Here is a 14,768-nt window from a genome sequence, read left to right as displayed (position 1 = left end):
TTTCACCAAATAAGCTCTCCTGAGATCGTTAGACAAAAACAGAGCTGCCCCCGGTCAATGAATGACCAGAAAACAGCTCTGTTTTGATAAGTTGTGCGTACACTCACACGTGCCTTAGCACTAAATCATCAAATATATGAACTTTAAGGCTCAATTCCCCATACAAGGCTGCCCCCTTGATAGAGCGTAACTTTGTCCCAATCCTGATAGGATGTTTTGGTTGGATCATAGGAATAGTCATCGCTCTCGTCAAAGTTGGACCAGTCCGTTTTGAACATGCGAAGCTGAATATCTCCGGATTGCCCGCCCGCAGCAATGCTTCCTGCGCCGGACTTGAAGCTCAGCTCAACATATCCATCTCCAAAGGTACGGTCGATGTTGGCTGCGCCAACTACAGCCCAGTCAATGGCAGAATCCATTGCTGCCGAACCTTCTTTGGTGAAATAATAACGAAGTTTCAGATCGCTCAGATTTACGGCAGTACTGCCCAGGTTTTTGATGTTGAACAACGGTCTGATCTGATTATCCGTTGCATTGGTATCCCCTGCACGATATTGCACCACCAGATTGCTAGTCGGTACAACCACACCTGCTGGTGTCGCGGACGCTACCGTAGAATTAGCACTTTGCCCAGCTGCATTCACCGCACTCACCACATAATAGTAAGTTGTGCCATTGGTCAGCGAAGTGTTAATATACGACGTCGCAGTTACATTCGATGCAATCGTCGTGAACGGACCAGATGCCGTCAGTGCACGTTTCACGTTATAGCTTGTCGCACCTGCCGAAGCTGTCCATGACAGGCTCACCTGTGCATTGCCAGCTGTTGCTGTCAACGCTGTTGGTGCCGCCGGAGCCGTTGCAACGGCTGCCGGTGTTGCCATAGCCGATGCAGAGTTCACACTCTCGCCTGCCGCATTACTCGCTGTCACGACATAATAGTACGTTGTCCCATTCGTCAAGCCCGTGTTGGTGTAAGTTGTTCCACTGACATTGGCAGCAACCGTTGCAAATGGACCGGATGCCGTCAGCGCACGTTTTACCGTATAACTGGTCGCACCTGTTGATGCCGCCCATGTCAACGTTACTTGAGCATTACCAGCCGTAGCTGTTACCGTGGCAGGAGCTGCCGGTGCTGTGTTTCCACCTGGAGGGTTGCCCCCACCATTCTCAGAGAGTACAGGGAAGGAGTTCTTCACCAGTTGTACAAACTGATCATGGAACCAGTGACCTGATACCGGCGCGTTAGGCAATGCACCAGTCAGCACTCCATCTTTCGTGGTATACGTTGGATCACACATCCGGTCGAAGCCTTTACCCTCATTGTTCGGAATTTCGGAACTAGAGCCATCGGATTCACCTGGCGGTTTCACCCATACATAGGCATCCAGATGCGCTGGTCCCGGAGCTGCCTTCGGTGCTTCTCCGATACCTGCTCCGCTTGCATTACACCAGTTCCCCCGGTGCTCACGGCGATCCACACGACCTGAATTTACATAGTCATTGATATTGCTTCCTGTAGCTGTAGCTGGACGATTCACCCCGCCCCATCCGTTACGGCTGGTATCAATGAGGAAACCTGTGCTCGCTGGCCATCCTGCTTGTACGAAATCGGCATACAACTTCGCTGTGAAATCGGTTTCGTCAAAGTACGGATTCCATTCATAGAACTTCGCTGAACGAATCGGTTGTCCACCGATGTTGAGATCCGGGTTGGTCAGGTTTGGTTCGGACAGTGGTGTGGTATTGGCAGTATTCGTAATGAATCCATCTGCACTGCTCAGTCCACCAAGCGTGTCCCCTACTACATCGGTATAGAGCGCGACTGCTCCGGAACGGTTGTTATCCCATCCGAGCCAGCCGGAGTGACCGATATCGAGATAGTTGTATACGTTTGGAATCGCATGGAGCTTGTCGAGCGTATATTTAATCCCAGCTTCATAAATCCCCGTTGAAGCCGCTTGACCACAAGCTGGTGTGCTCAGATTGGTTACCAGGTTAGGCAAACTATCTGGCTCAATAACAGCGATAATGCGGATGTCTTGATATTTAGGATCAGCAAAAATATCTGCAATCACGTCAATGTAATCCGTTTTATACGTTTGCAATGCTGCCTGGGTTAAAGGAAGCTCCCCGTTAGAAGCGAGGGCATGGCAGTCCCGACCCGGCAAGTTATAGATGACAAAGGAAGCCGTAATAGGTACGCCTGGCTTCTTCTGAGCGAGAACCGCATCCAGATGCTCTTCCACGCTCTTGCGGCCAGCATTCTCGGCCCCGCCATAGATGGCTGCAATACGGTCAATCCATACCGCAGTAGGGTAAGATTTCACCGTTTCCATCTTCGCTTTCAGCGAAGCATCACTGGTAATTGCAATAGAGGTGTCCACAAGTGCAGAGTAGTCCTCATTGAGATAAGCCGTGGCGCCCACAAACGGATTGTTCACATGCGCCTCCGCTGCCTGTGTCACACCTGGAGACATGCCAGGGAAAATCCCTGCTGCAAGCAGCGCAGCTGCCATCATTTGTTTTACACCTTTACGCAGCAGCTTCCGGCCTCTTGATTTGGTTTTCAATGTTTTCTTCATAGTTCCACCTTTCCCTTAGATAAGATTGGTCTCGACTCATGTCTGCTGTTCCTCTGTGTAGAAGCAGGATGCATGGCACAAAGTGCATGAAAAAATGTGTGGTGTTTCGGTCACCTCCATCATTAAAAGGGCTGAAGTCAAAGAGCAAATAAAAATAAACGTCGGGTGTTTTCAGTAGAATTGCTGTGTGTGAGCTTGTGTGGGGGTTGAATCTTGAGAGTAAACCGTGGTGGAGTAGTTAAATCATCATCTTGGAATTGAAGTGTGAAGAGAACGTTGAATGCAACTAACCTTGCGTAAGCGCTTTCCATTAAAACTTGAAAAAAATGTGATCTCGCGTATGACTCCTTTTTCACCTCCTTATAGTGTGATTATACGACATGTAAATATTACTGTAAATTGAATTATATAAATTAAATTATATTTTTTTCCACATAAAAAGAAGGAATTTGCTCCTCTCTGTCGCAACAAATAAAGGCTCATTACGGCACAAGACCGCAATGAACCTTCACATCCCCCTATGGAATAACAACAACATCCCCTGGCTTCAAACCACTAACAACCTCGGTTTTATCTCCGGATTCCATGCCTGTCTTAACCGCTTGCTGCTCCGTCTGTCCGTTCCCTTTATCCAGTAACACGTAAGGTTCAGGCTGATCACGCATAATGGCGAGACTCGATACGGCAGTCACCTTGTCCTTGCGCATCGTTTCAATGTCTCCTTCCAGACTGACACCTCCATACATGCGAGCATCCGGCTTCAGATCAATGACAACATCAAACTGAGAGGCCTGCTTCAGATCGGTATCCGTGCTTTTCCGGGCAAATTTGGATACCTTGCTTACTTTTCCGGTAAATTTCAGATCCTTCTGCGCACTCATGCGCACCTGTACCGGCATGCCCTCCTTCAGCTTGAACATCTCTTCCTCACCAACAATAGTATTGAATTTCATTCTGCCCGTGTTCGTGATTGAGCCGATTAACTGCCCTTCCGTAACGGCCCGTGTTTTGTTATCCTGCTCATTCAACTGAAAGATCCCTGTGGTCGCGGCATGCACCACTGCCTTGCTCATAACATCCTGCTTCTTGCGGATTTCCTGTTCTTTGAGAACCAAAGCCTTTTGGCTAAGCTCGTTCGCCAGACGTTTGCTCTCCCGGTCCGCGAATGCTTTTTTACGTTCCTCTTCCGTCACACCTAATGTTTCGGTCATGCCGGCCTGGTCGATGCTGATCTGATTCATCTCCACATCTAACCGTGCTTTGTCCAGGTCACTCTGCATCTGACTGACTTCTGTCTGTAATGCCGACGTATCGAGCGTGAACAAAACATCCCCTTTTTTCACTTGTTCCCCGTTCTTGACATGCCACTGTTTAATGTTGGAAGCATACGGTGCAAACACGTCCGTCTGCTCGGTATAGACCGATTTCCCTTTCACTTGTATGGTCTGTGTCATCGTCTCCTGTGTCACATCAAAAGTGATAGGCGGAGGAGTCTCAACGGGCGCTTCCGGCTGGGGTTTGTATTTCTCATATACCCAATACCCTGCACCTGCCATAAGTACAATCGTAGTGATGATGCTGATCCATTTCTTCATGCTTAGTTCCCTTCCACTGAAAAGTTTAATTCTGTTCATATCTTCAAATGTTCCACGTTCAGCCCTGCACGTTAGCCTTTCCGTAGATCCATCACATCGATTTAATCACACTTAGCGCATTGGTTCGCGATGCACTGATGGCCGGATAGATACCCGATACCACACCGACAAGTACGGCAAAAACAATCCCCAGCGGCAATGCCGATTGCTGAATGATTACTGTCATCGGTCCGCCCGCCTGATCTGCCATCTGATTTGCGAGTAGCTGGTTCACCCCGCCGAGCGCGGCAAAGGCAATTCCCACCCCAGCCACACCGCCAATGAATCCCAGCATGGCTGCCTCCGCAATAAACATCTGACGGATCTGCCACAGGTTGGCGCCAAGCACCTTCATAACCCCGATCTGCTTACGCCGCTGATGCGTGGACATGATCATTGCCACAATAATGGACAGTGAAGCCAGCACCATAATAAAACCGCCAATACCGATGGCTGCTTTCTGGTACATCGCAAGCTGCCCTGCCATGGCCTCTTCCTGAAATAGATTACTTTGCGTGTTTAACGTCAGCTTTTTGATCTGCTCTTCCACCTGAGCCACATGCCGCTTGTTATCTACCTTCACCAATGCGGAATTGAGACGTTTGAGTGCCGGGCTGTCCGTTTGTTGCAATCCCAGCTCATCCTGCAGAGCACGTGCTGTATCCAGCGGAACATATACTTTTTTGTCATTCTGAGCACTCATATCATCCATATTGGACGGTTTGGCTAGTTCACCCGATACACGTATCGTTCCACTCATCTTGGTCTTTCTGCCATTCGTAAAATCCTCATACCGAAATTGTATACGTTGCTGCATCAGTTGATCCTGCTTCATCATCATCTCGTTGTACTGTTGCAAAAGATCATTGTTATAGGGATCGGAATTCAACTGCTCAAACAGCTTCTGAGTCACTTTGGAATCAATAAAGCCGTAGGTCGCTCCATAATTCACAATTGCAACTCGGCCATTTCCAGTTCCGCTGCCCTGTGTATATTTGTATCCGAACCCGCTCAACGTCTGCATCTCGGTTCCAATCACTTCCACGTAGGAGCTGCGCCCATCCGGAAGCACCATATCGAGCGCATCCAGTTTCAGCATAGGAGCCACAGCGACAACGTGAGGAAGGCGCTGAATAATCCGAACTTTCTCCATCGTCAGCGCGCCGCGTTCAAAGTTACTCTTCGTGCCTCCGCCGCTTCCATTTCCCGTTTTGATTCCCTCGTTCGGGCTGATCGTAATCTCGTCCATCTTGTAGTTATCATTCAACGTTTTCTCGCTGTATGTCTGTACCGACTGCCCCACACTCAGTGCAATAATCATCGCTGCCGAACCGATTGACAGACCGATCATACAGAGTAATGTGACCACTTTGCGCCGAATGATCTGTCCCCAGGCCATGCGCACTATGTCCCGTATTCTCACTGTTCCTCTCCTTTTACATGAACTCTCATACATGCTGCAACTGGGCAACCTGTTGCTGTTCGACCAATCTCCCCTGCTGTAACGTCAGTACAACCTGCATCTGTTCAGCCACCTCGGCTTCGTGTGTCACAATGACAAAGGTTGTTTTCATCTCTCTGTTCAGTTGCTGCAAAATGGAAAGAATCTCTTCCTCGGTCTCTGTATCCAGATTACCCGTCGGTTCATCTGCAAAGATGACCGAAGGCTCCGTGATGAGCGAGCGGGCGATACTGACCCGTTGCTGCTGACCACCTGATAACTGCGACGGAAAGAGATTCGTCTTATCGCCGAGCCCCACTTGTTCTAGTAGGCGAAGCGCCTTTTCTTTACGTTTGGATGGTCTTATTCCCATAAATACCAGAGGCAACTCTACATTTTCCCGGATCGTCAGATTGGACAACAGCTCGTAGGATTGAAATATAAATCCAATGTGACTACGCCGAAACTCCGCCAGACGATTCTCACTGAAACGCACAATATCCTGTCCTGCGATCCAAATCTTGCCTTGTGTTGGCTTCATCAAACCAGCCATCAGATTCAGCAGTGTGGACTTCCCTGAACCTGAACTACCCAGCAGCGCAACCATCTGCCCCTCTTGAATCGTCAGATTAATATCTTGCAGCACGGGAACATCGCCCTGTGCATTGCGGAAGGCATGGGATACCTGTTCAACTTGAAGCATTCGTGGCTTGTCTTCCTTTCCATTTCCTGATTATGTATTTCTGTGTATCTCACTTTATTATAGTGCGCAGATGTATCGGGGCAGGACGCAGTTGTATCCAACTTGTAACATGTCAACACAAAAAGCCCTGCGGCAGAGCGTACAATACTTGCCCGCAGGGATATATGTTATTTCTAATGTCTGAATAAAACTAAGGCTGTGGCAGCAAATTCTCTACATGAATCGACCTCTCGCCGGGTAGTGCTCCTGTCATAAACCTACCATGCCTTAAAGCTAAAACGATACAACTCACTCTTGCTGGCGGTGCTGCTTGCCATGAACAGTTCTTCCTCAAACCATTTCAGCTTGATAAAATTGTTGATATTCCGGTAGATCACCGTATCAGAGGACAAGTTCTGATCATTGAGGAAGGCAATATGAAGCTCATTTTTCTGATTTTCCAATGTATTCAGATAAGCAATTCGGGATTCGTCCGCGCTCAGATCAAAATTCCAGAATGTGCCCTTGGCCAGCAAGTTCAGCTTATTTTTTTCCACCTGATATCGATATAGTCCCTGCACCTGATTCACTTCACCCTGAAAGATCATATCCCCATTTTTCAACAGATGGTATTGCTGGATATCCTTCGATCTCAGGTATAAGGACACGTCCGGATTTTTCTCCAGCGACACACGATAGACGGCAAAATCATCCTTGTGCATGACCAGAACATAAGCCTGCTTCATATCCTGACTAATCTCAAAACTGTCAATAACGATGTAATTCTTGCCCGACTTATCCTCATGTGTCTCTACTCCGACTTTCTTCATCATGACCTCATCGGAAAACAGGATCTCTTCTTTGCCCGTTCTCAGATTGGTCTGAATGAAACCACGATCATCATGACTGATGGATGTGTCGTTACTGAGAAACTCCCTGAAATAGGAATGTTCCTTGCCTAGTTTGGTTCGTTCACCACTTTTCATATCGTATATAAAAGCCGTGCGTTGGGCTTGTCCCGAACGATACTGAGCATACATCAGCTTGGTTCGATCCGGGCTCAGTACAACGCCAAAATCCGTGTTGCCACTGATCTCTTTCACCTGGTTATCATCCAGATGTAACTTGAGCAGCCGCAGTCCTGTATACGAACGTTCGGTACTGTTAACAACAATCGTATTCCGATCCCCCATATCAAAATCATAAATAACAAAATCATTCGGAATTTTAGTCGCTGACTCGATTTGGATTGTACTGCTCGATGGGGGCGCGAGACGACTGTTGAATTGCTCACCAGGCAATATCACAGTACGTGGTTTAAGGTGACTCATGCTGAACAGACTGCCAATCCCGAATATCCCCCCGACAAAGGCAATGAGTAGCCCGGACAGCATCAGCTTATCGCGATGTTTACGCCAAAAGCCGGTATATTTCATGTGTTTCGATCCCCCGGCAGGCGGATATGGACTTGCGTCCCTTCCCGCATGATGCTTTTCATCTCCACTGTTCCTCCATGACGCTCCACAATGTTTTTCACAATCGACAGCCCCAGGCCGGCGCTGCCTTTTTCGACACGGTTCATGCCCTTATCCTGGTAAAAGGGTTCAAACACATGATTCAGGGCTTCTGCACCAATGCCTTCTCCCTGATCTCGAATCATAATTACAGTAGACTGTTCTTCACGCGAGGACTGCACTTCAATGATCGAATTCACATCACTATACTTGACGGAGTTATCCAGTACGTTCAGGAATACCTCTTTCAGCTTGTCCCGATCCCCCCGTACATATAGCTCTTCTTCAAGTTCGTAATGAATGCCGATATTGTATTTGCCTGCCTTGATCGACATGTCCTCACACGCTTCCCGAATAACTTCCGAGACGTCAACCCGTGCAAAACGGTAGTTCTCAATCACTGCCGAAGACACGGACACTTCCAAAATATCCGCAACCATCGTATTCAGACGACGGCTTTCCTTGATGATATAATTCATGCCCTTGTCGAAGAAATCCGGGTCGGTGAATCCATTATCCCGCAAAATCTGCGCATAGCCCAGAATAGTCGTCAGCGGTGTTTTTAATTCATGTGTCACATTGTCAAAAAAAACTTTGCTTCGTGCCTGTACTTGTTTCACTTCGTCCCGTTCTCGCTCAATCACATCGATCTGCTCTCTTACCCGGTCAATCATGACCGTGAAGCTCGCCGCCAGTTCCCCAATCTCATCCTTCGTGGCAATCTGAATATCCGCATTCAGGCTACCTTGGGCCACTTCAGCAGAACGTTTCGTCAGCACACGAATCGGCTGTGTAATTTTCCGGGAAATAAAAATCGAAGCAATGAAAACGAACACAAATATCGTCGCTGCGAACAGCTTAATTGTATCCTGAAAGCGCATATTGCGCCGGTAAAGATCCGTATAATCCTTTTCGAGCTGCACAATGCCGACAAGTTGCTGGTCACTCTGAATCGGAAAAGAAAGGCTTGCGACAACCCGTCCTTGATCCACCTTTGTCGTATAGGCAATGCGAGATTGCATCGCTTCTCTCAAATCCTCTATCTCTGTATGTTTGACCAGTTTCCCTTCACTGGTGCTGGAGCCATACATAGAGGCATCGGGACGATAGAGGGTAATTTTCCCACCCACAGCAGAGCCAATCTGCTCTTCCAACTCCCGGCTGCCTGCTTCCAGCGAATCTTTGCTGATCCGTTTGTTATGGATGAGAAAGTACTGATTCAGGGCGATATCCAGATTTTTTTTGGATTGCACCATATCCTCTCGCACTTCACGATACATATTCTCTTGAGCGACCTTGTTGGACAGAATAAGCAGTGCCGAGAAACCTATAAAAACGATCACCGAGAACAGCACAACCATCTTGAACTGAATCGTCCATTTCATGTCTGCACCTGAATATTCAGCTTGTACCCTACGCCAAATACCGTTTCAATCATCGATATGCCTTGATCACCGCTGTCCAGCTTTTTGCGAATGCGCTGCACATGGATGTCCACGGTACGCGTATCTCCTGCAAAATCAAATCCCCACACTTTGTCCAGCAGCTCTGAACGTGTATGTACTTTGCGGTGGTGGTTCACGAGGAAGAGTAGCAGATCATACTCCTTGTTGGTGAGCCCTGCTCGTTCCCCGTCCTTCCACACCTCGCGCTCATCCTTACGAATCTCGATATGTTTGCCTAACCTAACGACTTCGTAAGACTGGTTCTCCAGCGTTTCGCTGATGAGATCGATCCGGCGGAAAATAGCCCGGATGCGGGCAACCACTTCGCGGATATCAAAAGGCTTTGTAATGTAATCGTCGGCCCCCAGTTCCATACCAAGCACCTTATCCAGCATATCGGACTTTGCCGTAATCATGATTACCGGGATTTTGGAATTCACAGACAACTGTCTGCACACATCGAAGCCGCTCATATCGGGCAACATCAGGTCAAGTAGAATCAGATCGGGCCTCGACTCCCGCAGCAAATTCAATCCTTCCCTGCCCGAAGCCGCCTCCTTGATCTCGAACCCTTCCTTGCGAAGCGAATAGGACAATATATCGCGAATGGACTCTTCATCTTCGATGATTAATATCTCTTTTGGTCTCATAATACATTCGTAATCTCCCTGCTCTATGAATTTCATCTGTCTATATTCTGTATCCCAAGCCGACTGCTTGAACAGAGGAAATCAAGAAATGTTACAACTCCGATACAACTCTGAACCTTTTGGAAACAACCTCCCGCTATACTGGCATTAACAGAACGCCAAACGGACCGGAACCAAGGTTTGATCCATATCCAAGGGGGATTCACATCTTATGAACCACACACAGATTAATGATGCTTACATTAACTATAAATCAGAAATCACCAGGTATCTATCCCAAATCGTCAAACAGCCGCAGGATGCGGAAGACTTGGCGCAGGATTGTTTTATCCGTCTCATGAACGTCACTGTCCATATTCCTGAAGACCGAATTCTCTACTATCTTAAACGCATCGCCCGTAACCTGGCTATGGACAGCTTTCGCAGACGTACCCGGACCTTACGCCGAGACAGCCGGCTGGAAACCCCTGCGCACCATGTTGATACTCCTCAGATGGAGATTAATGAAGGAGTTAACGAAATCGTCTCCCATATCCACAATACCGAACATCGCAAAATTTTGGAGCTGCGCCTGATCCATGGGTATTCCATTAAAGAAACAGCCCAGATGGTGAACCGCAGTGAAGGCATGATCAAATCTTCCGTTTTCCACGCCGTCAATCGTATTCGTGCCAAAGTCATCTCGTAGAGATGGCTTTTTTACGTTGTGTTCCCCTACTCCGTTATCCACCACATTATTATTTCCATTCTTGTAACAACCAATAATCCAAATGACCTATTCATATGCCGAAATACCTAATTTTACAAAGTTCGATCTAATTTTTACAATTTGTTATGACTATGTGAGATTTTCATGTGGTAGAATATGGACGAACTCATGAATCAACTAATATTTGGGAGGGATTTGGTTGGGTAAAATGAAACGTTTGCGGGGAGTTTGGTTAAAATCACTCCTGGCATTATCCATGGCTTTGCCACTTCAGATCGGATTATGGAACGGAGATGCTTCGGTTCATGCGGAAGGACCGACAGACCCGGCACCATTCATTCAAGCCAAGGTCGTTAACCAGAACGCTGGTAAGAAAGTGCTGTTCGACAATTCGCACGGTCAGACTGCCGGAGCAGCCGATTGGGTTATTGACGGTGGCTTCTCGGATTTCGGTAATGCTCTGGCGAACGACGGTTATTATGTAAAAGAACTGCGCAAAACGACACCTTTTACCTATGATGATCTGAAAGAATACAACGTATTTGTCATTGCAGAACCTCAAATTCCTTTCAAAACGTCTGAACAAGCGGCATTGAAACAATATGTTGAATCCGGCGGTAGCATCTTCTTCATTGGAGATCACTACAATGCCGACCGTAACAAAAATCGCTGGGATGGTTCTGAAGTCATTAACGGCTATCGCCGCGGTGCATACGAAGACCCAACCAAAGGCATGAGCACAGATGAGCGCAATTCAGCAGCCATGCAAGATGTAACCAGCACGGACTGGTTGTCCGATAACTTCGGCGTACGTTTCCGGTATAACGCACTCGGGGATATTAATGCCAATATCATCGTACCTGCGAATCAAGCATTCGGCATTACCGAAGGCGTATCTGCTGTAGCGATGCACGCAGGCTCCACGCTGGCGATCACAGACCCGGAGAAAGCCAAAGGTATTGTGTACTTGCCAAAAACGAATGCCAAATGGAATAACGCCGTTGACCAAGGTGTATATAACGGTGGCGGTATCGAAGAAGGTCCATATGTGGCTGTATCCAAACTGGGTGCAGGTAAAGCGGCCTTCATCGGTGACTCTTCCCCGGTGGAAGATGCATCCCCGAAATATTTGCGCGAAGAAACAGGCACACGCAAAACAACATATGACGGCTTCAAAGAAGTCGATGATGCTGTATTACTCGTGAATACGGTAAACTGGCTGGCGACACAAGAAAACTATACTAAGCTGTCCGAAGTAAACGGCCTTACATTGGATACAGCTACAGCGCTGTTACCATTCGAGGAGCCAGCGGCTTCCACTGAACCGCAAGCTGAACCTTGGGCTGCGCCTGCGGCCGGATACAAGTGGTATGATCGTTCAACGTTCAAGCCAGGCTCTTATGGCGGCCCTGCATCCAGTGCTAACGCAGCGTACAGCTTCGTGAAGCAAGATACATTGCCGAATGCCGAAGACTTCCAGATTCGTGTGGTTGTAGAAAATATGGCTCCCAACACTACCGTTTCCGGTTACAGTGCCGGTATTTATCTGACAGGTGGAACACAGGTAGCTATGATCCAGAATGACAGCGGAACATGGCCAACTTCGTACGGATACAGCTCGGCGTTTAGCGTAACGTCGGACAGCAAAGGACGCGGGATCAAAGATCTGAATGTACGCATCAAGCCAGGCACGAATGGTAATGCCAGCTTGCGTCTTCGTCTGAACGGTAGCAACCTGATTACTAGTGCGGTAAGCATTGCTAACGTACCTGCAGAGCCACTGCCTGAAGAACAAGGTCCAATTCCAGCAACCATTAGCGTAGCCGAAGCACGCACCAAAGCGGTTGGCACTACAGTTACCGTTGAAGGTGTTATCACAACGAAACCGGGTTCTTTTGGCGGACAAGCCTTCTATCTTCAGGATGATACAGCGGGAATCTACGTGTTCCAGCACACGAGCGGATTCGATGTAGGTGACAAAGTGAAAGTGACTGCACCCACAACGATCTACAACAGCGAGTTCGAATTAACCGATGTGGTTGCGATTGAGAAAACTGGAACCGCTTCTGTTCCAGCTCCAGCGCTGGTTACAGCCATAAATGATGCGAATCAAGGTCAACTCGTTCAATTGAAAAATGTAACAGTTCAGAACATCATCAGCGCTACACCAGCCGGTTCATTTGAATTTGATGCGGTAGCTGCGGACGGGACAAGCACACATGTGCGTGTGGATACGCGTACCGGTGTGAGTGAAACGACTTTCCCTTATGTTGCTGGTGACAAGATTGATATCACAGGTGTGTCTGCCATTTTCAAAGATGTCTATCAATTGAAACCAAGAAGCTTGGATGACGTTGTAGCTTCGGAAGAACAAGGTGGAGGCGAAAACCCTTCTACTCCAGCCGAAGGAGCGCCGGGTAAACCGGTGCTTTCTTCCGATAACGGACATACCACCGGGCTGTCTGATGGTTCATTCAACGTTAGCATGAATCTGTGGTGGGGTGAAAATGCCACCGAGTACAAGCTGTATGAGAACGGTGTCCTTGTGGATACGCAAAAGTTAACAGCAACTTCCCCTTCTTCACAGTTTGCTAAAACGGCGATTAAAGACAAAGCGAACGGAACCTATACGTATGTTGCCAAGCTGATCAACGACAAAGGTGCTACTCGCAGCGATGAGTTAACGGTTCAAATTGCGAACGCGGCTCCAGCTAAAGCCGTGTTGTCTCAAAACAACTGGGACGGCGATGGCAACTACACCGTAACGATGAACCTCTGGTGGGGTACCAACGCAACCGAGTATCGTCTTTATGAAAATGACGTACTGATCGATACGCAAGTATTGAACGCTGCTACACCATCTGCTCAAACGGCGAAAACCGACCTGAGCGGTCGTGCGAACGGAACGTATACGTATCGTGCCGAGCTTGTGAATGCCGCAGGTGTGACCAGTACGGAAACCGTCACGGTACAAGTCAGCAAAGCTGCTTTGCCATTGGCGAGCTAGTATAAATTAAGATTAGGATTAGATGTAGATGCAGGAATAGAGTAGGCGCAAGTGCCGAACCGAAGTAGCAATATAAGTAGAAGTAAACACACCGAAAATGAACAGAAACTTAGGCATAACGTAGATCAAACCGAATATAGTAACCACCGATAGAAACGAATGTAGTAATGAAAGTAGCAACGTAAACCATAACGAAAAACCGAAACCAACCCAACGGCCAAGAAAGAAGCTGCGGTGATTTCGGTTTTTTTGTAGTCTTTTTTAGGTCATTTTTAGATCTTTGTAGTTTTTGGAATGTTCTATTGTGGTTTTATTATGGTTGCATTGTGTTTTCATTTCTGGCGTACCATTAAACCGTTGAACCTCTACTCCCTCAGCGCTAACGATCCTGAGAGAGCTTATTTGCCCCCTTTTTCCACATTTAAAATTCTAACGATCACCAGCGACGCTATTTGGCTATTTTTCAATATTTTGAGGGATAAATCGGGCAATTTGCAACAAATAGCGTCTGTGCGGATCGTTAGAATTTTAATGCAGACTTTTTAGGCTAAATAAGGCTTCTGGTGATCGTTAGCGATTCAAGCTAGGTTCAACAGGACCTTGCCCCCTCAATCCATAAGAGTTAACTCACCTACATGTACACATATCTCTACACTTTCCCTACACATAACGTAAATCAGCTCATCTCAGTCGAGGTTTCTCATAACCGTCCCTTACATAAAGAATACTGTTCCACACCGCACAATAAGCCGCAAAGGCCAGGAACCCAATGACAAAAATAAGGTTCATCTGCGTAAATGAAGCGCCGCTACCCATAAAAATAATAAGAATTGCACTGAGTCCGATATTTTCCCTGTTATGCTTTTTAAACTTCTGAAAGATCATTCGGTACAGCAATATAAGCACCATAAACACGATCCATATCAAATAAAATTTTTCCATAGCATAGTTACCTCCTTGCAAAAAGGCCAACTTTAACGTTAAAAGTTAACGTTTCGAGCCACATCCAACATCATTATGTACGTTCCAACTTGTCAGCTGCTATATTCATCAGGCAACACCGACACGATCTATTCATCTTGCCACTACTGCAATTGTAAC

At 47.4% G+C, this 14,768-nt stretch carries 10 protein-coding genes; 2 read left to right on the top strand and 8 right to left on the bottom strand.

Annotated features, from left to right (window positions below):
- Window positions 1-143 precede the first annotated feature (143 nt).
- The 7 genes from M3629_RS15080 to M3629_RS15050 form a co-directional block, all read right to left on the bottom strand.
- Window positions 144-2,585, bottom strand: coding sequence for a glycoside hydrolase family 6 protein (locus tag M3629_RS15080; protein ID WP_251507815.1), 2,442 nt, complete (start codon window positions 2,583-2,585; stop codon window positions 144-146).
- 518 nt (window positions 2,586-3,103) lie between these two features.
- The gene (locus tag M3629_RS15075) at window positions 3,104-4,180 is read right to left on the bottom strand and encodes an efflux RND transporter periplasmic adaptor subunit (protein ID WP_251507813.1); all 1,077 of its coding nucleotides are present in this window, start codon (window positions 4,178-4,180) and stop codon (window positions 3,104-3,106) included.
- A gap of 91 nt (window positions 4,181-4,271) precedes the next feature.
- Entirely contained in the window at window positions 4,272-5,642 is a 1,371-nt protein-coding gene (locus M3629_RS15070) for an ABC transporter permease (RefSeq protein WP_251507811.1), read from the bottom strand.
- Window positions 5,643-5,667: 25 nt separating this feature from the next.
- On the bottom strand, window positions 5,668-6,363 hold the full coding sequence (locus M3629_RS15065) for an ABC transporter ATP-binding protein (protein WP_090917679.1): 696 nt from the start codon (window positions 6,361-6,363) through the stop codon (window positions 5,668-5,670).
- A 257-nt stretch (window positions 6,364-6,620) separates the two neighbouring features.
- Window positions 6,621-7,778, bottom strand: coding sequence for a hypothetical protein (locus tag M3629_RS15060; protein ID WP_251507809.1), 1,158 nt, complete (start codon window positions 7,776-7,778; stop codon window positions 6,621-6,623).
- Window positions 7,775-9,241, bottom strand: a complete 1,467-nt coding sequence (locus tag M3629_RS15055; RefSeq protein ID WP_251507807.1) for a sensor histidine kinase — start codon at window positions 9,239-9,241, stop codon at window positions 7,775-7,777. Before M3629_RS15055 ends, M3629_RS15060 begins: the two co-directional genes overlap by 4 nt.
- The gene (locus tag M3629_RS15050) at window positions 9,238-9,951 is read right to left on the bottom strand and encodes a response regulator transcription factor (RefSeq protein ID WP_090917674.1); all 714 of its coding nucleotides are present in this window, start codon (window positions 9,949-9,951) and stop codon (window positions 9,238-9,240) included. The genes M3629_RS15055 and M3629_RS15050 overlap by 4 nt, the downstream gene beginning before the upstream one ends.
- A 211-nt stretch (window positions 9,952-10,162) precedes the next feature.
- On the opposite strand from M3629_RS15050, the gene M3629_RS15045 reads away from it, so the two are divergent.
- Together M3629_RS15045 and M3629_RS15040 are read left to right on the top strand one after the other, a co-directional pair.
- The gene (locus tag M3629_RS15045) at window positions 10,163-10,639 is read left to right on the top strand and encodes an RNA polymerase sigma factor (RefSeq protein ID WP_090917672.1); all 477 of its coding nucleotides are present in this window, start codon (window positions 10,163-10,165) and stop codon (window positions 10,637-10,639) included.
- A 220-nt stretch (window positions 10,640-10,859) separates the two neighbouring features.
- The gene (locus M3629_RS15040) at window positions 10,860-13,667 is read left to right on the top strand and encodes a chitinase N-terminal domain-containing protein (RefSeq protein ID WP_435368231.1); all 2,808 of its coding nucleotides are present in this window, start codon (window positions 10,860-10,862) and stop codon (window positions 13,665-13,667) included.
- Between the two features lie 681 nt (window positions 13,668-14,348).
- Here M3629_RS15040 and M3629_RS15035 read toward each other — a convergent pair.
- Window positions 14,349-14,609, bottom strand: a complete 261-nt coding sequence (locus M3629_RS15035; protein WP_251507805.1) for a hypothetical protein — start codon at window positions 14,607-14,609, stop codon at window positions 14,349-14,351.
- Window positions 14,610-14,768 lie beyond the last annotated feature (159 nt).

The organism is Paenibacillus polysaccharolyticus (genome assembly GCF_023714295.1).
In the GTDB taxonomy this organism is placed as follows: Bacteria; Bacillota; Bacilli; order Paenibacillales; family Paenibacillaceae; genus Paenibacillus; species Paenibacillus polysaccharolyticus_A.
This window is presented reverse-complemented; position numbering and strand designations above follow the sequence as displayed.